A 20,060-nucleotide genomic window follows, 5' to 3' on the forward strand; every position below is an offset into this window, starting at 1 on the left:
TCTGCTGTCCGGACATGTCGGAAGTGAACGCCATCCTCCACGCGGCCCTGGCCGTCCTGCCGCCACCGACGCCAAGCGGCTGCGAAAACGGCTCAGGGAGTTCGCCGAGTCGTGGTGAGGCTACGGGAGGGCGAAGCCCAGGCCGTGGGCGCCGGACGTGCTCAGTCTGAGCCGCTGGAGGCCGGTGTAGTTCCCGTTCGGGAGCACGTGGACCTGACCGACCGCGTAGACGCCCGGAACCCCGGCGACCAGGTCGGGCTTCCTGTCGCCGACGACGTCGGCGACGGTCAGCGCCGCGCCGAACCCGGTCTCATAGTTCTCCTTCTGCAGAGTCCGGGCGGGCTTGGTCGTGACTCCCCCGGCGCTCCCCTTGTAGACCTCGACCCAGTCGTGGTTGTCGGCCGCGACGTGGACGGCCAGATCGGCGCGGCCGTCTCCGACCAGGTCACCGATGGCGAGGTTGCCCGGAAAATTGGAGAAGGACAGTGTCTGGGGCGCCCTCACGCCGCTTCCCAGACTCCGGTGGACGAGCACCTGTTCGCCGGTCGCCAGCACGACGTCGGCCTTGCCGTCGCCGGTCAGCTCACCCGCGGCGATGTCGAAGACGTCGCGCCGGGCCGGTTCGAACGACCAGGCCCGCGCTGTCGACAGACCGCTCGCCGACCCCGGGATCACGGTGATCCGCTGCGGACCGGTCGGCTCCGGGTAGGCGGGCCGGAAGTTCGCGGCCACCAGATCGGGCCGCCTGTCACCGGTGACGTCGCCGACCGCCAGCACCGCGCCGAACATCGCCGCGCCGTTCTTGAGCGTGCCGGATTTCGTCAGCCCCTTGCCGCCGCCCTTGAAGACGACGATTTCCCTGTTTCCCTGGACGACGGCGTCACCATAGCCGTCGCCGTTGAAATCGGCGGCCTTCATGGCTGCGCCGGTGATCGGCCAGACGAACGACTTGCTGAATTTCAGGCCGGTGGACGATCCCCGGAAGACGACGACTTTCTTCCGGGCCGACGCGATGACGTCGGAATAGCCGTCACGGTCGAAATCGGCGGTCGCGAGGACCCGGCCGAGATTCTCCTTCGCGACCGGCTTGGACGAAGTGGCGATCCGGGCCTTGGCCGACACCTTGGCGCCGCCGAACCAGACGACGACGGCGCCGGCGTCGGACTTGCCGCCGGCTCTGAGCAGGTGAGCGCCCGCGATGACGTCGGCCCGGCCGTCGCCGTCGACGTCACCGGGAAGCGCGGGGCGCTTCTTGGGGGCGGCGTCGGCCGGGGCTGCGACCAGAGTGACCCCGGCCGCGAGGGCGACACCGGCGGCCAGGCCTTTTCTCCACAACGTCATATATACAAAGACGTCTGATTCGAAAAAATGGTTGGCGGCAGGACCCACTCGATTTCGATCGAACGCCATTTGCGCACACTTGGCGCCATTTTCACGCGCCTACATAAGCCGCCAGATGCTCTCCTGTGAGCGTCGACCGCTTCGCCACCAGTTCCGCCGGCGTCCCCTCGAACACAATGCGCCCGCCGTCGTGACCGGCCCCCGGGCCGAGGTCGATGATCCAGTCGGCGTGGGCCATGACCGCCTGGTGGTGCTCCACCACGATGACCGACTTGCCCGAGTCGACCAGCCGGTCGAGGAGCCCGAGCAGCTGCTCCACGTCGGCCAGGTGAAGACCGGCCGTGGGCTCGTCGAGGACGTAGGTGCCGCCCTTCTCGGCCATGTGGGTCGCCAGCTTGAGACGCTGACGCTCGCCGCCCGACAGGCTCGTGAGGGTCTGCCCGATGCCCAGGTAGCCGAGCCCCACGTCGAGCAGGCGCTTGACGATCGCGTGGGCGGCCGGGATCTTGCCCTCGCCCTCGCGGAAGAACGCCTCGGCCTCGGTGACCGACATCGCGAGGACCTCGCTGATGTCCTTCCCGCCGAACTTGTAGTCGAGGACCGACGCGTCGAAGCGCTTGCCCTCGCACTCGTCGCACGTGGTCGCGACGCCGGCCATCATGCCGAGGTCGGTGTAGATGACCCCGGCGCCGTTGCACGCCGGGCAGGCGCCCTCGGAGTTGGCGGAGAACAGGGCGGGCTTGACGCCGTTGGCCTTGGCGAACACCTTGCGGATGGGTTCGAGCAGGCCCGTGTAGGTCGCCGGGTTGCTCCGCCGCGAGCCCTTGATCGCGCCCTGGTCGATGGAGACCACGCCCGCGCCCCGGGGGATCGAGCCGTGGACGAGCGAGCTCTTGCCCGACCCGGCCACGCCGGTCACCACGACGAGCACGCCGAGCGGGATGTCGACGTCGACTTTCTTGAGGTTGTGGGCGTCGGCTCCCCGGATCTCCAGGCGGCCGGTCGGCTTGCGTACCGATTCCTTGAGGGAGGCCCGGTCGTCGAAGTGGCGGCCGGTGATCGTGCCGCTGGAGCGCAGGCCCTCGACGGTGCCCTCGAAGCAGACGGTGCCGCCCGCCGACCCGGCGCCGGGACCGAGGTCGACGACGTGGTCGGCGATCACGATCGTCTCCGGCTTGTGCTCCACGACCAGCACGGTGTTGCCCTTGTCGCGCAGGCGGAGCAGCAGGTCGTTCATGCGCTGGATGTCGTGGGGGTGGAGGCCGGTGGTCGGCTCGTCGAAGACATAGGTGGTGTCGGTCAGCGCGGAGCCGAGGTGGCGGACCATCTTGACCCGCTGGGCCTCGCCGCCCGACAGGGTGCCCGAGGGCCGGTCGAGGGAGAGGTAGCCCAGGCCGATCTCGGCGAAGGAGTCGAGGGTGTGGGACAGCTTGTCGAGCAGCGGCGCGACCGACGGCTCGTCGAGGTTCTTCACCCAGGTAGCCAGGTCGCGGATCTCCATCGCGCACGCGTCGGCGATGTTGATCCCCTTGATCTTGGACGACCTCGCCTGCTCGGCCAGCCGGGTGCCGCCGCACTCGGGACAGGAGGTGAAGGTGACCGCCCGCTCCACGAAGGCGCGGATGTGCGGCTGCATCGCCTCTTTGTCTTTCGACAGCATCGACTTCTGGATCTTGGGGATCAGGCCCTCGTAGGTGAGGTTGATGCCCTCGACCTTGACCTTGGTCGGCTCCTTGTAGAGGAAGTCGTGGAGCTCCTTCTGGGTGTACTTCCCGATCGGCTTGTCGGGGTCGAGGAACCCCGACTCGGCGAAGATCTTGACCGTCCAGATGTTGTCGACCTTGTAGCCGGGCACGGTGATCGCGCCCTCGGAGATCGACTTGGTCTCGTCGTAGATCTCCCTGAGGTCGATGTCGGAGACCGAACCCCGGCCCTCACAGCGCGGGCACATGCCGCCGACCATGTTGAACGTGCGCTTCTCGGTCTTGCCGGAGCCGCGCGCGACCGTGATCGACCCGGCCGAGGTGACCGAGGGGACGTTGAAGGAGAAGGCGTTGGGCGACCCGACGTGGGGCTGCCCGAGGCGGCTGAACAGGATGCGCAGCATCGCGTTGGCGTCGGTGGCCGTGCCCACGGTCGAGCGGGGATCGGCCCCCATCCGCTGCTGGTCGACGATGATCGCGGTGGTCAGCCCTTCGAGGACGTCGACCTCCGGCCGTGCCAGGGAGGGCATGAACCCCTGCACGAAGGCGCTGTAGGTCTCGTTGATCAGCCGCTGCGACTCGGCGGCGACCGTGCCGAAGACCAGAGAGCTCTTTCCCGAGCCGGAGACGCCGGTGAACACCGTCAGCCGGCGCTTCGGCAGCTCCACGCTGACGTCTTTGAGGTTGTTCACCCGCGCGCCGTGGACCCGGATCAGGTCGTGGCTGTCGGCGGCGTGCTGGCTCATGGTGTCTCCCTGGCTCTCGACCGCTTCGAGGGTACGTGCCGCGACCGACGTTTTCTCACCGGTCCTGGATGAGACCGAGGACGTTCCCGTGGGGGTCGACGACGGTGGCGACGAGACGGCCGCCGCCGACGTCCTTGGGCGAGGACTTGAGGGTGGCCCCGGCGGCGGTGACCTCGGCGATCTTGGCCTCGATGTCCGGGACGTGCCAGTGGGCGAGCGGCGAGGTCATGTCGCTGTTGGGGACCAGGCCGATCTGCTGGCCCTCGCTCTCGTAACCGACGTAGTAGGGCGAGTCGGCCGTCGGCTCGACGCCGAGGAGGGCGGTGTAGACGGCCTTGGCGGCGGTGAGGTCGGTGACGGGGTGCAGAACGGTCTTGATGCCCTGGACGGTCATGGCCGGATCCTTTTCGGTGGGGATGTTTACGCAGCTCACGCTATCGGCGGCCACGATGATCCCGCTTCTCCGATCCTGACCGGTTCGGGACTGCCCGCACAGAGCCCGGCGTTCCACCTGAAAGGGGGTAGACATGACCATCCAACAGGACCGCGTGATCGAGGTCGTGTACGAGGCCCACCGGCTGACCGTCGACACCGGCGTCGCGTTCGACGAGTTCCGGTGGCGCTACGAGGACGCCGTCCCGGCTCTCGACCGCGCCGTTTTCGACCGGCTCATCCAGGAGTCGGCCGACTGGGCGACCGTGCTCGGGGCCGCCGACCGCAACGCCCCGCACGGCTTCGTCATCTTCTGGTCGCTGGACAACACCGAGATCATGGGCCTCTCGGGCGACTCGTGGCGGAGCGTCCAATATCTGATGGGCAACCACACGATCGCCCAGCGCATGTTCCACCACGACCCGGCCGTCATGGAGTACGCGCCGCTCCGCACGACCATCTACGAGGACGAGGCCGGGAACGCCCGCTTCGCCATCGACCAGCCCAGCCGGCAGTTCGCCGCGTTCGGCAACCCCGCCATCGCCGAGGTCGGGGTCGAACTCGACCGCAAGGTGGCCTCGCTGCTGGGGTTCCTGGAGGTGCCCGTACCGGCTCAGCTGCTCGACAGCGTGTGACGGCCTACCAGCTGCGGCCGGTGATCTTCTCGTACGCCTCGATGTAGCGCGCCCGGGTCACGTCGACGACGTGCTGCGGCACCTCCGGCGCCGGGGCCTTCTTGTCCCATCCCGTCCCGGCCGCCCAGTCGCGGACGAACTGCTTGTCGAACGCGAACTGCGTCCGGCCCGGCTGCCATTCGTCGAGCGGCCAGAACCGCGAGGAGTCGGAGGTCAGCACCTCGTCGCCGAGGGTGAGCACCCCCTCCGCGTCCCAGCCGAACTCGAGCTTGGTGTCGGCGATGACCACGCCACGCGCGCGGGCGATCTCGGCGCCCCTCTTGTAGACGTCCAGAGTGATCTTCTTGAGATCCTCGGCGACGCCCTCGCCCTCCTGCTTCACCACGTCGGCGAAGGTGATGAACTCGTCGTGCTCGCCGAGCTGCGCCTTGGTCGTGGGTGTGAAAATCGGCTCGGGCAGCTGGGAGCCTTCGAGCAGGCCCTCGGGGAGCGCGATGCCCGAGACGGCCTGGTCGCGCTCGTACTCCTTCAACCCGAGACCGGCCAGGTAGCCCCGCGCGATGCACTCGACCTGGACCATCTTGAGCGCCTTGCACCTGACCGCCCTGCCCTCGAACTCGGCGGGGACGTCGGTGGCGGAGATCACGTGGTTGGGCACGATGTCGGTCAACTGCTCGAACCACCACAACGACAGCTGCGTCAGGACCTTGCCCTTGTCGGGGATCGGGGTCGGCAGGATGACGTCATAGACGGAAACCCGGTCGGACGCGACCAGAATGATGTCGCCACGGTCTTCGTAGACGTCCCGGACTTTTCCGGAGTGGATGAGCTTCACGGGGTTCCTTGCCTTTCAAGCCCGTAGCGCGGGGGTCGAGGTGTACCAGTACATCAGGTGACCTGCGGGACGGGTTCGGCGGGTCGGGAGACTGGTCATCGCGGACGCCAAAGAAATGCATATTTTGCTTTAAATCGAATAAGGATTTGGCAAATTGGTATTGGAGTCGGTCGTCCGAATTGAGTAGAGATGGAGGGGTGAGAAGCCGGAAGGACGAGATGCTTCCGGTGGGCAAGCCGATCAGAAGCGCTGACCTCGAAGCGGCCGACCCGCTGCCGCGGGCCTTCTTCAACGCCGGGCGTCCAGCCCACAGGACGGAGATCCCGCAGGTGGTGAGCTCGGAACACGCCAGAGACGATCACGCGATGGCGGCGACGCGGCCGGCTCCCGTGACCGACAGGTGGCTGCTCGCGGTGAGCGAGCCCGGAATCGGCCGACTGGCCCTGCAGGCCCGCGAACGACTCAACCTGCTGTGCGCCGCCGGATCGACCATCGGCAGCTCACTGGACGTGACCCGGACCGCCGAAGAACTGGCGGAAGTCGCCGTCCCAAGATTCGCCGACTACATCGGCGTCGATCTGTGCGACCAGGTGCTGCGCGGCGACGAGCCCCCCACGGTCATCGAGGGACTCCGCCGGGTCGCGCTCTTGGGCGTACAGGAAGAGTCGGATCTGCATCCGGTCGGTGCGATCATGCAGCTGCTGCCCTCCACGCCGCAGGCCCGCAGCGTGGCCACCGGGCAGCCGGTGCTCGAACCGGTGCTGACCACCAGCCTCGGCTGGCTGGCACAAGATCCCGATCGCGGCCGGAGAGTCTGCGACCACGGCATCCACTCCCTCGTCTCGGTCCCGATGCGGGCCCGTGGCAGCACTCTCGGCGTGGTCAACTTCTACCGATCCAGGGCCAGAAACGCGTTCGAGGAGGACGACCTCGCCCTGGCCGAGGAGTTGGTCAACCGCGCGGGGGTGTGCGTCGACAACGCCCGCCGGTACACCCACGAACGCACGATCACCGCTGAACTGGAGGACGCCACCACGTCGCTGCGGCACGCACTCGACCACCAGCGGCGGTTCACCGCCGACGCCTCCCACGAACTGCGCACTCCGCTGGCCGGACTGCGGGTCCAGCTGGAGGAGGCCCAGCTCCACCCGGACGAGACCGACCTCGCCGACCTGCTCAGCCACGCGCTGACCGATGTCGACCGGCTGCAGGCCATCCTCACCGACCTGCTGTCACTGGCCCGCAGCGAGGCCACGCCGCTCCCCGCCGTGGAGCCCGTGGACCTGGCCGAACTGGTGGAAGCCGAGGTCGCGGTACGCATCGGCGACCCGCGCCCGGCACGCCTGGACCTGGCCCCCGGGGTGCTGGCCGACGCCGTACCCATACAGATCTGCCGGGTGCTGCACAATCTGCTGAACAACGCGCAACGGCACGCCGCCCGGCATGTCACCGTGGGGGTGCGCCGCACCGGCGACACGGTGGAGCTCAGCGTCACCGACGACGGCCCGGGGGTCGGCCCGGCGGACCGCGAGCACATCTTCCAGCCCTTCACCCGGCTCGACAGCGCCCGCAGCCGCGACAAGGGCGGCACCGGGCTCGGCCTGGCCATAGCCCGCGACATCGCCCGAGCCCATCGCGGCACCCTCCAGGTGGAGGACGCGGCCCCCAACGGGGCCCGCTTCGTCCTTCGCCTGCCGGCCGCGTCGTGAACCAGGTGCTCACAGGCGAAATGATGGAGTTGAATTGAGCAGAATCTCCGCGGAGAAGGCGGTACGCGATCCGATCCTGAATTCGTGGCGGCGTTGTCAGGACGCCGGGCTCAACCCTGGCGCGGTCAAAGTGCGGCTGCTCGACGACCTGGACTCCGACAGCATTCTGGTGCGCGCGGCCCAGCCCGTCCTCAACCGGCTGCAGACCGTCATCGACGGCAGCCCGGCAGGGGTGTTCCTGAGCGACGCCTCCGGAGTGCTGGCCATGCGCGCCTTGGGCGACACGTCGATGCGCAGAGCGGCCGACGCCATCGGCGTCATTCCCGGCTTCAGCTACGCGGAGTCGGACATCGGCACCAACGCCGTCGGCTCCACGCTGCTGGAGCGGCGCACCTACCAGGTCTCCGGAGAGGAACACCTGTGGGAGGAACTGCAGAGGTTCTCGGCCGCGGGCAGCCCCGTGCTCGATCCCCTCAGCGGGCAGGTGGCGGGGGTGGTGTGCGTCGCCTCTCTGAGTGAGGGGACGAACGCGCAGATGACGGCCATGGTCCGGCGGTCGGCCTACGAGGTCGAGCAGCGCCTGCTCGACCTGAGCGCCAGCCGCGAGCGGGCCCTGTTCCAGCGGTTCCTCGACTCGGCGCGGGCAGGTGACGCCGCAGCCGTCGCTCCGACCTCCATGCCCGCGGACCTGCGGCTCTGGGATCGGATCGCGCTGGAGGACGCCGCGGTGAGGCTGGTGGCGCAGGGCCGGGAAGAGGTCGTGGAGATCGCCCTGTCCGACGGGCGCACGGCGAGAGTCGTCGCGGAACTGGTCACCGGTTCGGGGGACCTGACCGGCGTGGCCGTGCAGGCGTGGGTCTCATGAACGAGAACGGCCCCTGACCAGCTTTGCGCTGGTCAGGGGCCGTTCTTCCTGCTGGTGGCAGGTCCAGGGTTCGAACCTGGGTAGGCTTAGCCGACGGATTTACAGTCCGCTCCCTTTGGCCACTCGGGCAACCTGCCGTGTCATCCGCCTCTCGGCGGCGACAGGTAAGAGAATAGCGGACTCGGGCCGTACACGTGACATCGGTTTGTCCCAGACGTCCATCGCCCAGGATGGTCAACGTGATCAGACATCCGACCCCCGCCGAGCTCCCCGGCCTGGCCGCCATCGAGCTGGCCGCCGACGCGCAGTTCGCCCGGCTGGGCATCGTCTTCCCGCCCGGCACCACCATGATCGAAGAAGTCTCCGATCCCGGGCGTGTCTACGTGACCGGCCGGCCCCCGGTGGGCTTCGCCCTCGTGGGGAGCGTCGACGGCCACGTACATCTCGACCAGCTGGCGGTGCACCCCGTACACGAGAGAAAAGGTCTCGGGACGGCGCTCCTGGAGGCCGTCTGCGCGCTGGGCCACGTCACGCTGACCACGTTCAGGGACGTGCCGTGGAACGCCCCCTGGTACGCCAGGCGCGGCTTCCACGTCCTCGACTCCGCTGAGTGGGGGCCCGAACTCGAAGCGCTCGTAGCACATGAACGGGAGCTCGGGATCGAGGTGGCGCCGCGAGTGGTCATGAGACGGCTAAGGTCGGTAGGAACGTAGAGAGGACACGGACACCGATGGCCGATAGCAGTTTCGACGTTGTCTCTGAGATCGACCGGCAGGAGGTCGACAACGCGCTGAACCAGACGGTCAAAGAGGTCGGGCACCGCTTCGACTTCAAGGGCACGGGCGCGGAGATCTCCTGGTCCGGGCAGAAGGACATCGAGATCAAGGCGAACAGCGAGGAGCGGGCCAACGCCGTCCTCGACGTGTTCCGCGAGAAGTTGATCAAGCGCGGGCTGTCGCTGAAGGTCCTCGACGCGGGTGAGCCGAAGCTTTCCGGCAAGGAATATCGGCTGATGGTCGCCCTCAAGGAGGGCATCGACCAGGAGAACGCCAAGAAGATCTCCAAGATGATCCGCGACGAGGGGCCCAAGGGCGTGAAGGCCCAGATCCAGGGCGAGGAGCTGCGGGTGAGCTCCAAGAAGAAGGACGACCTGCAGGAGGTCATCACCCTGCTCAAGGGGAAAGACCTGGACATCGCGCTGCAGTTCAAGAACTATCGCTGACACCTGCGTCTTCGCGTCCCGCCGAAGATCAGAGGGCACATTCAGGGCACACGGTCGCCGATCCCGAAGCGACCATGTGCCCTGAGTCCTTTCCGGGTCAGCCGGGCGAGCCCCCGAACGCTAAAAACCGTCCCATCCCCCCGCACGCCACAACCCCGCCCTTCGCCCCTCTGGTTACCGTCGATGGCGACCAGCGAAAAAGGGCGGGTGCCGACATGTCATCTTCACTCGACGGTCGTACCGTCGTCGTGATCGGCCCTGGCAGTGGATCGTGGCCGGGCGCGATCAGGAGGCGCTCCGGAACGCCTACGACGACGAGCGGATCACCGCCGAGCGCGTCGACGTCACCGACGACGACAGCATCGCCGCGCTGGCACGGCGGATCGGCGCGCCCAAGGACATCGCCGACGCGGTCATCTTCGCGATGACCAATCCGTTCTTCACGGGAGTGACGTTGCGGGTCGACGGCGGGGAACCGCTGACCTGATGGGCGCGGCCGAGGTCCGTTCGCGGCGGGACGCGTCGGCCAGCACGGCCCCGAGTCCCGCCGTCGCCAGCAGGTGCGGGACGTACCAGACCCCGTCCACGTGAAGCAGGACCGCGGTGACGGTCGTGACCACGGCCAGGGCGAAGGCCGCCGCGCCGTGCAGGTAACGCCCCATCGCGGTCCACAGGATCAGCCCGTAGAACAGGATCCCGCCCCGGTCGAGGTCGAACGCCCAGATGTCCACCGACACGGTCGGCGCGTGGTCGACCACGTGGGGAACGTTCTGCAGCGGTGCGTACGACCCCCGGTGCACCACCTCGCCGCCGAACGGCAGGAAATACGACTCGCCGGTGAGGGCGCCCAGGAAGGTGACCAGAATTAGCAGGTCGCCCACGAAAAGCCGCAATCGCGTCATGGTCATCAGATAAGGGCCGCGACTACGAGCAGGCCGAGAACTCCGGCGACGTACCCGATCGAAACGGGTCTCTCCTTGGCCTCGCGCCGGGAGGACACGACCAGGATCGCGGCCATGGCCAGAGTGGCGGCGAGGTGGGCGGCGAACCAGAGCGGGACGGGCGGGTTGCCCTCGCCCAGTTGCCATCCGGAGAAGGCCGCGGCCACGGCCAGGGCGAACGCCGGGAGGGCGTAGCGGAAGCGGCCGAGCACCGCCCAGACCACCAGGCCGACGAGCAGGACGTTTCCGTACTGGCCGTGGAGTTGGCGCAGCAGCAGGCCGCCGGGGACATCAAGACTGATCGTCAGGACCGACTCGTAGGCGGCGGGCACCACGACGCCCTCGAGTTGCGGCGGGTACGTGCCGGAATAGGGCACCATCTCGTCGGTGATCGCATAGTGGCTGCCGAGATAGGCGCCGCCCGCTATGACCACCAGTGTGATGGCGATCAGGAGATCGCCCAATAACTGGCGTGCGCGTTCCATTCGCCAGATTCCATCACAAGTGGGTCCTCCTCATGCCGGTTACCGATTCGCTGCCAACTTCCGCGCCGGTTCCGGCATCTACTCCGGTGACGAAAGGAACGCACATGCAGAAGCGTGCATACGCGGCCGCCGTGTTGACGGCGCTCGCGGTCGTGTCGCCGGTGGCGGTCGCGGAGGCGTCGACGGGAGCCGCCTCCTCGCCCGCCCGGTACGTCTGGCTGAAGGCGTGCGCCAAGGCCGACTACTCGGTGCCCTGCGGGAAGTGGATGATCTATCGCCGGGACGGCAGCTCCACGTCGCTTCCGGACGCGCAGGTGCACCAGGTCACGGCGTCGGGGGGCGTCGACCGCGAGAGCTCGCTGCAGCCGGCGCTGAGCGGCGACGGCCGGCGCGTCGCCTATTTCACGACCGCGAAGAAGCTGGTGGTGCGCGACCTCGTCACCGGCAAGGTCCATCCGGTACGGGGCGCGGCGGCGAAGCCGCCCAAGGGGCTGCTGATCAACGACCTCGACACGATGCTGTCGTACGACGGCAAGCGGCTCGCCATCGACTACGTCCAGGGGACGCTGCCGTCGAAGGTGGTCGACGTGGCGTCCGGGAGCTACTACACGCTGCCCGCCGACACCTCGCTCCAGGGGTTCAGCGGCGACGGGTCGAAGGTGATGGTGACCGCCACCTCCGACCAGAACACCACGATCTTCTCCTCGTACGACGCCGACGGCGAGGTGAGCAGCCAGGAGGTGCCGCAGGTCGTCGACGGCAACTATCCGCTGGCCCTGGCCGACGACGGGCGTTCGATCGCGGTGTTCATCGAGGGCCGCCAGGCGGCGCTGCGGGTGTACGACCTGGCGTCCGACTCGGTCGGGCCGCCGGTGAAGCTGACGATGCCGAAGGGCGAGCGGGCCAACAAGCTGGCCTGGCAGAGCTCTGATCGGCTGCTGCTCTGGACGTACCGGAACAACGCGAACGGCGACGTCATCGGCGGCGGGCTGCGGACGATCGACGTCGACACCGGGGAGCTGAAGAAGATCGACAGCTGGACCCTGCGGTCCGGCCTGTGGATATGGTGGCTGCCGGGCGAATGATCGGGGTTATCGTCCGGTCATGGGCAAACAATATGACGTGATCAACGACCGGCTGCGGACCTTCGTGACCTCACAGCCGGTCTACTTCGTCGCCACCGCCCCCGAGAGCGGCGGGCATGTCAACGTGTCTCCCAAGGGCTACCCCGACACCTTCGCCGTCCTCGACGACACCACCGTCGCCTACCTCGACCTCGACGGCAGCGGCGTCGAGACCATCTCCCACCTGCGCGACAACGGCCGCATCACCATCATGTTCGCGTCCTTCTCCGGGCCGCCGAACATCGTCCGCCTGTACGGCACCGGCGAGGTCGTGACCCCGGGCGACGCCCGCTTCGAGGCGTTGCTGAAGAACTTCGGCCCGCATCCGGCCGTCCGGTCGGTGATCGTGGTGAGCTGCGACCGCATCTCGGACTCCTGCGGCTTCGCGGTGCCGTTCATGGCCTTCGAGAACGACCGCACCCTCCTCGACGAGCACCACGAGCTCGACAGCTCGAAGAAGCGGCAGTTCCAGCGGTCGAGCGCCCCCCGCGAGAGCATCGACGGCCTGTTCGGGCTGCACGCCGGGGAGACCGACCCGGCGCACCGGCGCAGCTAGCGCAGCCGTTCGAGGTTGGCGACCCGTTCGGCGGTGGTCGGCCGGGTCGCGAACGGCCCCGCGAACAGCATGTGGCTGGCGCTGGCGATCCGGCCGTTGCGCGGCAGCGGCCGGGCCCGGTTGCTGGCCTCGATCCGCCGCAGCGCCGACGCGAGCGCGAGCGGGTCACCGGTCATCCGCGCCGACGCCTCGTCGGCGGCGAACTCCCGGTCGGGCGGCAGCGCGAGCCTGACCAGCCCGGTCGCGATCGGCGCGAGCAGCGCGGCGACGAACCGGGTCAGCGGGGCCGGCGTCTCGTCGTCGGCGCGGCGCACCCCGAACACCGGGCCGAGATAGCCCGACGTGGTGAACATGGTCGCCAGCGCCCCGGCCACCGAGGCGAGCAGGGTGTCATGGTTGTGTACGTGGGCCAGCTCGTGCCCGATCACCCCGCGCAGTTCCCGCTCGTCGAGCAGCGTCAGCAACCCCTGCGTGACGATCACGGCGGACTTACGCGGCGTGCGGCCGGTGGCGTAGGCGTTGGGCTGGGCCAGCGGGGAGACGTAGAGGCGGGGCATCGGGCGGCGGGCCTGCGTGCACAGCTCCCGCACGATCTCGTAGAGGGCGGCGTGCTCGACCTCCCCGACGGGCCGGGCGCGGAGCGCCGCGAGGGCGAACCGGTCGGAGAAGAAATAGGCCACCCAGACGGTGACCCCGGCCAGCGGCACCCCCGCCATCAGGCCGGTCAGTCCCCCGAGCAACCCGGCGACCACGACGATCAGCACGGCGGACGCGCCCAACACCCCCGCCGTACGCGTCCCGTTTCTCCGCATCGTCCACCTCCTCACGCTCCTCCCCTCCAACGTGGGCGGACGTTTGGGCGTTCCCGTCCCGAACGTCAGCCCAGCGTGGCGAGGACGAGCTGGGGCGCGACCGAGAAGCCCACCGCCACCGCCGTGGCCACCCCGACGGCGATCCAGGCCGGCCCGGACCCGGCGCGCCGGGTGGCGTCGGCGGGGGTGAACAGGCGGGCCGTCCAGGCGATGTAGTAGTAGAGCCCGATCACCGTGTTGACGGCCATCACCACCGCGAGCCAGCCGAGCCCGCCCGCGACGACCTCGCGGAACACCACGACCTTGGCGAACAGCCCGGCGAGGCCCGGGGGCAGCCCGGCCAGGCAGATCAGCGCGAACGCCAGCGCCAGCCCGGCGACCGGCCGGGCGGAGACCAGGCCCCGGTAGCCGTCGAGCGTGTCGTGGGGCACGGCCATCACCACGGCGAAGGCGGTCAGGTTCATGGCGGCGTAGAAGACCAGGTAGGCGGTGGCGGCCTGGGCGTCGGTGGTGGCGATGGGGGCCAGGACGTATCCCGACTGGGCCACCGACGACCACGCCAGCAGCCTGACCGGATGGGTCTGCCGGAGCGCCAGCACGTTGCCGACGGTCATGGTCAGCGCGGCCAGCACCGCCACGATCGGCGTCCAGGTGGCCGACTCGCCCGGCAGGGCCTGGGTGAGGACGAGGATGAGCCCGGCGAACCCGGCCGCCTTCGACACGACCGACAGCAGGGCCGCCACCGGGATCGGCGCGCCCTGGTAGACGTCGGCGGCCCAGAAGTGGAACGGCACGGCGGCGATCTTGAACCCGAACCCGGCCACGACCATGACGGCCCCGACCGCCACGACGGGCCCGGCCCCGGGGCGTTCGGGCTGCGCCAGCGCCGCCGCGATCGCGTCGAGGTGGACGGCGCCGGTGATGCCGTAGAGAAGACTGATCCCGAACAGCATCACGGCCGTGGAGACGACGGAGACGACGAACAGCTTGAGCGCCGCCTCGGCGCCGCGTCCGTCGTAGCGGCGCAGCGCGGTCAGCGCGAAGACCGGCAGCGAGACGAGTTCGAGCGCGACGACCAGCATGATCAGGTCGCGTGAGGCGGGCAGGGTGACCGCTCCGGCCAGCGCCGCGAGCAGCAGGAAATACCACTCCCCGACGGGGATGTCGCCCTCGGCGAGCTGCCCCATCGACAGCAGGACCACGACGGCGCCGGCCCCGAGGGCCAGCCCGGCGAACACGACCGTGGTGGCGTCGACGACGTAAGAGCACCCGACCGACGGCACGCAGAACGTCTCCCGGACGCCCCGCTGGGCCACCACCACGGCGAACGCCGCCGCCAGCGCGGCCAGGGTGAGGCAACCGAGCGCGGTCCGGACCCCTGGCCGGGCGGGCAGGAAGGCCTCGAGCAGCAGGACGAGCCCGGCGGCCAGCGCCAGGATCAGGGGCGCGGCGATCGCCCAGTAGTCGATCGACTGGATCACGGCACCCCCAGAAGCGCGTGGACGGCGGGTGTGGTCAGCCTGAGCAGCGCGGACGGCCACAGGCCGAACACCAGGATGAGCACGACGAGCGGCACCCATGCGGTGAGCTCGACCCGGGTGGCGTCGTGGAGAGTGGGGCCCGGCCCGCCCCACGGCCCGTGGGTGAGCCGCGACAGCATGACCAGGAAGTAGGCCGCCGTCAGCACCGCCCCGAGCCCGCCGATCACCATGAACGTGACGAACAGCCCCCGGGGCAGCCCGGCGGCCGGTTCGTAGGCGCCCTGGAGGGCGAGCATCTCGCCCCAGAACCCCGCGAGGCCGGGCAGCCCGAGCGACGCGACGCAGGCGAAGGTCAGCAGCGACCCGACATAGGGCAGCCGCCCGAGCAGCCCCGACCCCAGCTGATCGAGGTCGGACGTGCCGTGCCGCTCCTTCAACGCCCCGACCAGGAAGAACAGCAGGCCGGTGATCAGCCCGTGGGCGACGTTCCCGAAGAGGGCGGCGTTGATCCCGACCGGCGTGAGGGTCGCGAACCCGAGCAGCACGAACCCCATGTGGCCCACGGACGAATAGGCGATCAGCCGTTTCAGGTCGCGCTGCGCCAGGCAGGCCAGCGCGCCGTAGACGATGCCGACGACGGCCAGCGCCCCCAGCCACGGCGCGACGGCCGCGGCCCCCTCGGGCAGGATCGGGATGGCCACCCGCGCGAACCCGTAGGTGCCCATCTTCAGCAGCACCCCCGCAAGCAGCACCGATCCCACGGTCGGGGCCTCGGTGTGCGCGTCGGGCAGCCAGGTGTGCAGCGGCCACATCGGCGTCTTGACGGCCAGCCCGAGCCCGATGGCCACGAACGCGAGGATCTGCGCCGTCCGGCTCATCGGATGCTCGGCCGCCAGCCGGACCATGTCGAGGGTGCCGGTCTGCGCCCAGACGTAGAGCAGCCCGACCAGCAGCACCGCCGACCCGAGCAGCGTGTAGAGGATGAACTTGTACGCCGCCCGCCGCCGCCCCTCGCCACCCCAGACCGCGATGACGAAGTACATGGGGATCAGCACGACCTCGAAGAACACGAAGAACAGCAGCAGGTCGAGCGCGAGGAAGGTCCCGATCATGCCGAGTTCGAGCACCAGCAGCGCGAAGACGAGCTCCCTGACCCGTGGCGGCCGGTGCCCGGCCAGGTAGACGAGGCACAGAAGGGTCAGCAGCGCGGTCAGCACGACGAGCGGCAGCGAGATCCCGTCGATTCCCACGTGGAACCGCACCCCGAGCCAGGGGATCCAGGCCAGGTCGACGGTCCCCTGCACGCGCCCGGCGGCGGAGTAGTCGAACGCGGACGCCACCGCGACGGCGACCGCGAACACCACCCCGGAGACCGCCAGCCCGAACCGCACGGCCACGGCGCCCAGCGGCCCGGGAACGAGCAGCGCGGCGGCCCCCAGCAGCGGCAGGACGAGCAGCACGACCAGCAACACGTTCACGGCCCCACCACCCCGTCAGAGGAGCCGGGCGCAGCCCTGTCCAGGCCCACCCTCACGGACGCGGCCGTCGTCCGGCTCATCCCGGCAGCGCACCGGCGAGCACGCCCGTCATCCGCAAGTGCCCCGGAGACCACTGCGACCCCGGCCGTCGTCGCGCTCATCCCAGCACCACCGCCCCGACCGCGATCAGCAGCACCCCGGCGAGCACGCCCGTCACGTAGAGCTGGGCGTTGCCGTTCTGCAGGTGGCGGACCAGCCCCGACAGCCCGACCGTGGCCCGCCCGGTCGACCGCACCGCGCCGTCGACCACGTGGTCGTCGGCTCGGACCACCCCGCGCGCCAGCGCGAGCACCGGCCGGACGAACACGGCCGCGTAGAGCCGGTCGACGTAGAAGACCTGCTCGCACGGATCGCGGAAGGCCCCCAGCAGCCGGGCCGGGTCGCGTTCGGGCGCGCCGCGCCAGATCACGTAGACGAACGCCGCTCCGAGCAGCGCCACGACCAGCGCGGTCACCGCCGGGGCGAGGTGGAACTCACCGGCGTCGGTGAAGCCGAGGAGCAGGGCCGGGACGGCCAGGACGCCCATCGGCCACAGCATCGACAGCGGGGCCTCCCGGCCGTCGAAGACGTGGGCGGTGCCGGGGGCGGGTTCGGGGAGCGCCTGGATCTTGCCGGTGCCGAAGAAGGTCATCAGCCACGCCCGGGTCGCGTAGGCGCCGGTCACGCCGACGGTCAGCAGGGCCGAACCGTAGAGGAGGAGCTGGATCGGGCTCGACGAGCGCTCCAGGCCGTAGAGAATCGCGTCTTTGCTGAAGAAGCCGCTGGCCGGGGGCAGGCCGATCAGGGCGGCGTAGCCGATGGTCATGGTCCAGAACGTGACCGGCGTCGACCGGCGCAGGCCGCCCATGTGGCCGAGCAGGTTGGAGCCGACGTGGTGGATGACCGCGCCGGCGCAGAGGAACAGCAGGGCCTTGAAGGCGCCGTGGGTGACCAGGTGGAAGACGGCCGCGTCGCGGGCCCCGCCGGCGAGGGCGGCGGCCATGTAGGCGAGCTGGCTGATCGTCGAGTAGGCCAGCACGCGTTTCAGGTCGTTCTGCGCGAAGGCGGCCAGGGCCGCGCCGAGCATGCCGATCGCGGCGGCGACGCCGAGCACGTCGAGGGTGGGCTGCGGGAACAGCACGTAGAGGCGGGCCACCACGAAGATGCCGGCCGCCACCATCGTCGCGGCGTGGATCAGGGCGCTGATCGGGGTCGGGCCGGCCATCGCGTCGGGGAGCCACGTGTGCAGCGGGACCTGCGCGCTCTTGCCGGCCACCCCCGCGAGGAGCAGCAGCGTGGCCAGGACCAGCGTCGAGTCGGGGATGTCGGCGGCCATGATGTCGGCGATGCGGAAGGAGCCGGCCGCGAAGCCCAGGACGAAGATGCCGAACAGGAAGCCGACGTCACCCAGGCGGGTCACCAGGAAGGCCTTGATCGCGGCCCGCGAGTTGGCCCGCTCCTCCCACCAGTGGCCCACCAGGAGGTAGGAGCACAGGCCCATGATCTCCCAGCCGACGTACAGGACCAGGAGGTCGGCCGCGAACACGACCAGCAGCATCGCGCTGGTGAACAGGCTGATGAAGGCGCTGAAGGAGGGATAGCGGGACTCGCCCCGCATGTATCCGACCGAGTAGACCTGCACCGCCAGCGCCACCACGCCGACGAGCATCGCCGTCAGCACCGACAGTTCCGCGACCTCCAGCCCGACGGTGATCGCGATCCCGCCGGTGTCGATCTTGGTCAGCACGCTGGTCGACGGCGTGTCCTCCCAGGCCAGCCAGCCGATGAGGGCCGTCGACAGGGCGGTCGGCACGACCCCGAACCAGGCCGCGCGTTTGTTGGCGACCAGGTCTTCGGCGGGGCTTCGGCCGTGGGGGTAGCGGGACAGCAGCAGGCCCAGCACGGCTCCCGCGAACGGCAGGACCACCACGAGGGACGCGATCACGGCTCCCCCAGTTCGCGCAGTCGGTCGAGTTCGATGGCCTTGCGGGTGCGGAAGACGGCCAGCACGATGGCCAGCCCGATCCCGACCTCGGCGGCGGCGATGACGATCACGAACAGGGTCAGCACCTGACCCGAGTGGAGCACGTCGCGCAGCCAGACGTCGAAGGCGACCAGGTTCAGGTTGACCGCGTTGAGCATGAGCTCGACCGACATCAACACGAGGATGGTGTTACGCCGGGCGAGGACGCCGTACACGCCGATGGAGAAGAGCAGCGCGGCCACGACGGCGGGATAGACGACGTGCATCAGCGCCGCCCTTTGATGTCGGTGCGCGACAGCACGATCGCCCCGATGAGCGCGGCCAGCAACAGCACCGAGAGCGCCTCGAACGGCAGCACCCAGTTACGGAAGATGCTCGCGCCCAGCTCCTCGGCCGACCCGGCGCCCGGCCGCAGGTCGGCGTAGGCGTGCTGGAACCCGCCCACGACCACGCTGACCAGCACCCCGGCGGTGGCGACGGCGACGACGGCCGCGACCACCCGGTTGCCCGAGTCGAGATCGTCGCTCCTGCCGATGGGCGCCCGGGTCAGCATGATCCCGAACAGCAGCAGCACCACGACGGCGCCGACGTAGATCAGCACCTGCACCCAGGCGACGAACTCGGCCGTCAGCACGAGATAACACCCGGCGAGCGCCCCGAAGCACACCACCAGCCACAGCGCGGCGTGCACCAGCTGCCGGGTCGTCACCACCAGCAACGCCGACCCGACGGCCACCAGCCCGAGCAACAGGAAGACGACCTCAAGCACGGACGGCGGCCAGAAGCCGACGCCACTCACGGCCCCTCCTCGTCAGGCCGCTCCCCGCCGCCGTCAGGCCGCTCGGGCAGCCGGCCCGGCGGCCGGATCGACCGCACATCACGGGGGGCCCGGGGCTTCGCAGGAGGTTCCTCGTCAGCCGGAGCCGGCGTCTCCTCACCGGGCGTCCGGTCAGGCAACCGGCCCGGCGGCCGGATCGAGCGCACATCACGCGCCGGACGCGGCTTGGCCTCGCCCGAGCTGCTCGATTCGTCACCGGCACCCTGATCGGGCAGCCGGCCCGGGGGCCGGATCGCGCGGACGTCGCGGGCGGGGCGCGGTTTGGCCTCGCCGGGACCCTCCGTGTCAGCCGGAGCGGGCTTGGCCGCGCCGCCGGTGCTCGGGCCTCGCGCCGGGCGCTTGCTCGCCGTCACTTCCTTGGGCGGTTCGGCGTTGGCCTCGTGGCGCGGGGGCGCCGGGACGCTGGAGACCCACTCGCCCAGGCGGTCCTTCTCGTGGAGGAGGTTGCGGATGTCGCCCTCGGCGTATTCGAACTCCGGCGCCCAGAAGAGCGCGTCGAACGGGCAGACCTCGATGCAGATCCCGCAGTACATGCACAGCGAGAAGTCGATGGCGAAGCGGTCGAGCACGTTGCGTTGCCGGGGACGGCCGCCCTCGGGGGCGGGCAGCGTCTCCTTGTGGGAGTCGATGTAGATGCACCAGTCGGGGCACTCTCGTGCGCAGAGCATGCATGACGTGCAGTTCTCCTCGACCAGCGCGATCACGCCGCGAGATCGGGGCGGCAGGTCGGGCTTGACCTCCGGGTACTGCTGGGTCACCGAGCGACTGAGCATGTGTCGCAGCGTTACGGCCAAGCCCTTGGCCAGGCCCGTTCCTGGTATGCGCGCCACGATC

General features: G+C 69.6%; 21 protein-coding genes and 1 tRNA gene. 8 read left to right on the forward strand and 14 right to left on the reverse strand.

Annotated elements, in window-relative coordinates:
• Window positions 1-120: 120 nt before the first annotated feature.
• From FDA94_RS20135 to FDA94_RS20145, 3 genes are all read right to left on the reverse strand, one after another.
• Window positions 121-1,341 (reverse strand): FG-GAP repeat domain-containing protein, encoded by a 1,221-nt coding sequence (locus FDA94_RS20135; protein ID WP_170991034.1) that lies wholly within the window; start codon window positions 1,339-1,341, stop codon window positions 121-123.
• A gap of 91 nt (window positions 1,342-1,432) precedes the next feature.
• The gene (locus FDA94_RS20140) at window positions 1,433-3,790 is read right to left on the reverse strand and encodes an ATP-binding cassette domain-containing protein (RefSeq protein WP_137248625.1); all 2,358 of its coding nucleotides are present in this window, start codon (window positions 3,788-3,790) and stop codon (window positions 1,433-1,435) included.
• 55 nt (window positions 3,791-3,845) lie between these two features.
• On the reverse strand, window positions 3,846-4,184 hold the full coding sequence (locus tag FDA94_RS20145; RefSeq protein ID WP_137248626.1) for a VOC family protein: 339 nt from the start codon (window positions 4,182-4,184) through the stop codon (window positions 3,846-3,848).
• A 133-nt stretch (window positions 4,185-4,317) separates the two neighbouring features.
• Here FDA94_RS20145 and FDA94_RS20150 point away from each other — a divergent pair, with 133 nt between their 5' ends.
• Window positions 4,318-4,857 (forward strand): DUF302 domain-containing protein, encoded by a 540-nt coding sequence (locus FDA94_RS20150; RefSeq protein ID WP_137248627.1) that lies wholly within the window; start codon window positions 4,318-4,320, stop codon window positions 4,855-4,857.
• A gap of 4 nt (window positions 4,858-4,861) precedes the next feature.
• Here the strand turns inward: FDA94_RS20150 and FDA94_RS20155 are convergent, their stop codons facing one another.
• A complete protein-coding gene (locus FDA94_RS20155; protein ID WP_137248628.1) occupies window positions 4,862-5,692 on the reverse strand; it encodes a phosphoribosylaminoimidazolesuccinocarboxamide synthase in 831 nt (276 codons plus the stop codon).
• A gap of 197 nt (window positions 5,693-5,889) precedes the next feature.
• On the opposite strand from FDA94_RS20155, the gene FDA94_RS20160 reads away from it, so the two are divergent.
• Both FDA94_RS20160 and FDA94_RS20165 read left to right on the forward strand, forming a co-directional pair.
• A complete protein-coding gene (locus tag FDA94_RS20160) occupies window positions 5,890-7,401 on the forward strand; it encodes a sensor histidine kinase (protein ID WP_137248629.1) in 1,512 nt (503 codons plus the stop codon).
• A gap of 34 nt (window positions 7,402-7,435) precedes the next feature.
• Complete coding sequence (locus tag FDA94_RS20165; RefSeq protein ID WP_137248630.1) at window positions 7,436-8,266, forward strand: GAF domain-containing protein; 831 nt, start codon at window positions 7,436-7,438, stop codon at window positions 8,264-8,266.
• Between the two features lie 52 nt (window positions 8,267-8,318).
• Here the strand turns inward: FDA94_RS20165 and FDA94_RS20170 are convergent.
• Window positions 8,319-8,403 (reverse strand) — tRNA-Tyr (locus tag FDA94_RS20170).
• 93 nt (window positions 8,404-8,496) lie between these two features.
• Here FDA94_RS20170 and FDA94_RS20175 point away from each other — a divergent pair.
• From FDA94_RS20175 to FDA94_RS39960, 3 genes are all read left to right on the forward strand, one after another.
• On the forward strand, window positions 8,497-8,979 hold the full coding sequence (locus FDA94_RS20175) for a GNAT family N-acetyltransferase (RefSeq protein ID WP_137248631.1): 483 nt from the start codon (window positions 8,497-8,499) through the stop codon (window positions 8,977-8,979).
• Window positions 8,980-8,996: 17 nt separating this feature from the next.
• Entirely contained in the window at window positions 8,997-9,488 is a 492-nt protein-coding gene (locus FDA94_RS20180) for a YajQ family cyclic di-GMP-binding protein (RefSeq protein WP_062338397.1), read from the forward strand.
• 271 nt (window positions 9,489-9,759) lie between these two features.
• Window positions 9,760-9,975: a hypothetical protein gene (locus FDA94_RS39960; protein WP_212735407.1), complete on the forward strand. Its 216-nt coding sequence runs from the start codon at window positions 9,760-9,762 to the stop codon at window positions 9,973-9,975.
• Here FDA94_RS39960 and FDA94_RS20190 read toward each other — a convergent pair.
• Together FDA94_RS20190 and FDA94_RS20195 are read right to left on the reverse strand one after the other, a co-directional pair.
• Window positions 9,929-10,390 carry a hypothetical protein gene (locus tag FDA94_RS20190; protein WP_137248632.1) on the reverse strand — a complete coding sequence of 154 codons (462 nt, stop codon included), beginning with the start codon at window positions 10,388-10,390 and terminating at the stop codon, window positions 9,929-9,931. The genes FDA94_RS39960 and FDA94_RS20190 overlap by 47 nt on opposite strands.
• A gap of 5 nt (window positions 10,391-10,395) precedes the next feature.
• Entirely contained in the window at window positions 10,396-10,914 is a 519-nt protein-coding gene (locus FDA94_RS20195) for a hypothetical protein (RefSeq protein WP_137248633.1), read from the reverse strand.
• A 104-nt stretch (window positions 10,915-11,018) separates the two neighbouring features.
• Between FDA94_RS20195 and FDA94_RS20200 the strand changes: the two genes are divergently transcribed.
• Window positions 11,019-11,999, forward strand: coding sequence for a hypothetical protein (locus FDA94_RS20200; RefSeq protein ID WP_137248634.1), 981 nt, complete (start codon window positions 11,019-11,021; stop codon window positions 11,997-11,999).
• A 19-nt stretch (window positions 12,000-12,018) separates the two neighbouring features.
• Window positions 12,019-12,594, forward strand: coding sequence for a pyridoxamine 5'-phosphate oxidase family protein (locus FDA94_RS20205; protein WP_137248635.1), 576 nt, complete (start codon window positions 12,019-12,021; stop codon window positions 12,592-12,594).
• On the opposite strand, the gene FDA94_RS20210 is transcribed toward FDA94_RS20205, so the two are convergent.
• The 7 genes from FDA94_RS20210 to FDA94_RS20240 form a co-directional block, all read right to left on the reverse strand.
• On the reverse strand, window positions 12,591-13,406 hold the full coding sequence (locus FDA94_RS20210) for a M48 family metalloprotease (RefSeq protein WP_137248636.1): 816 nt from the start codon (window positions 13,404-13,406) through the stop codon (window positions 12,591-12,593). The two genes, FDA94_RS20205 and FDA94_RS20210, sit on opposite strands and share 4 nt — an antisense overlap.
• Before the next feature lie 65 nt (window positions 13,407-13,471).
• Window positions 13,472-14,887: an NADH-quinone oxidoreductase subunit N gene (locus FDA94_RS20215; RefSeq protein ID WP_137248637.1), complete on the reverse strand. Its 1,416-nt coding sequence runs from the start codon at window positions 14,885-14,887 to the stop codon at window positions 13,472-13,474.
• A complete protein-coding gene (locus FDA94_RS20220) occupies window positions 14,884-16,365 on the reverse strand; it encodes a complex I subunit 4 family protein (protein WP_137248638.1) in 1,482 nt (493 codons plus the stop codon). Before FDA94_RS20220 ends, FDA94_RS20215 begins: the two co-directional genes overlap by 4 nt.
• Before the next feature lie 157 nt (window positions 16,366-16,522).
• The gene (locus tag FDA94_RS20225) at window positions 16,523-18,349 is read right to left on the reverse strand and encodes an NADH-quinone oxidoreductase subunit 5 family protein (protein ID WP_137248639.1); all 1,827 of its coding nucleotides are present in this window, start codon (window positions 18,347-18,349) and stop codon (window positions 16,523-16,525) included.
• Window positions 18,346-18,654, reverse strand: coding sequence for an NADH-quinone oxidoreductase subunit NuoK (gene nuoK / locus FDA94_RS20230; protein WP_137248640.1), 309 nt, complete (start codon window positions 18,652-18,654; stop codon window positions 18,346-18,348). Before nuoK ends, FDA94_RS20225 begins: the two co-directional genes overlap by 4 nt.
• The gene (locus FDA94_RS20235; RefSeq protein WP_137248641.1) at window positions 18,654-19,187 is read right to left on the reverse strand and encodes an NADH-quinone oxidoreductase subunit J family protein; all 534 of its coding nucleotides are present in this window, start codon (window positions 19,185-19,187) and stop codon (window positions 18,654-18,656) included. Before FDA94_RS20235 ends, nuoK begins: the two co-directional genes overlap by 1 nt.
• Window positions 19,184-19,999 (reverse strand): 4Fe-4S binding protein, encoded by an 816-nt coding sequence (locus tag FDA94_RS20240; protein ID WP_137248642.1) that lies wholly within the window; start codon window positions 19,997-19,999, stop codon window positions 19,184-19,186. Before FDA94_RS20240 ends, FDA94_RS20235 begins: the two co-directional genes overlap by 4 nt.
• Between the last annotated feature and the right edge of the window lie 61 nt (window positions 20,000-20,060).

Source organism: Herbidospora galbida, assembly GCF_005233835.1.
GTDB classification, from domain to species: Bacteria; Actinomycetota; Actinomycetes; order Streptosporangiales; family Streptosporangiaceae; genus Herbidospora; species Herbidospora galbida.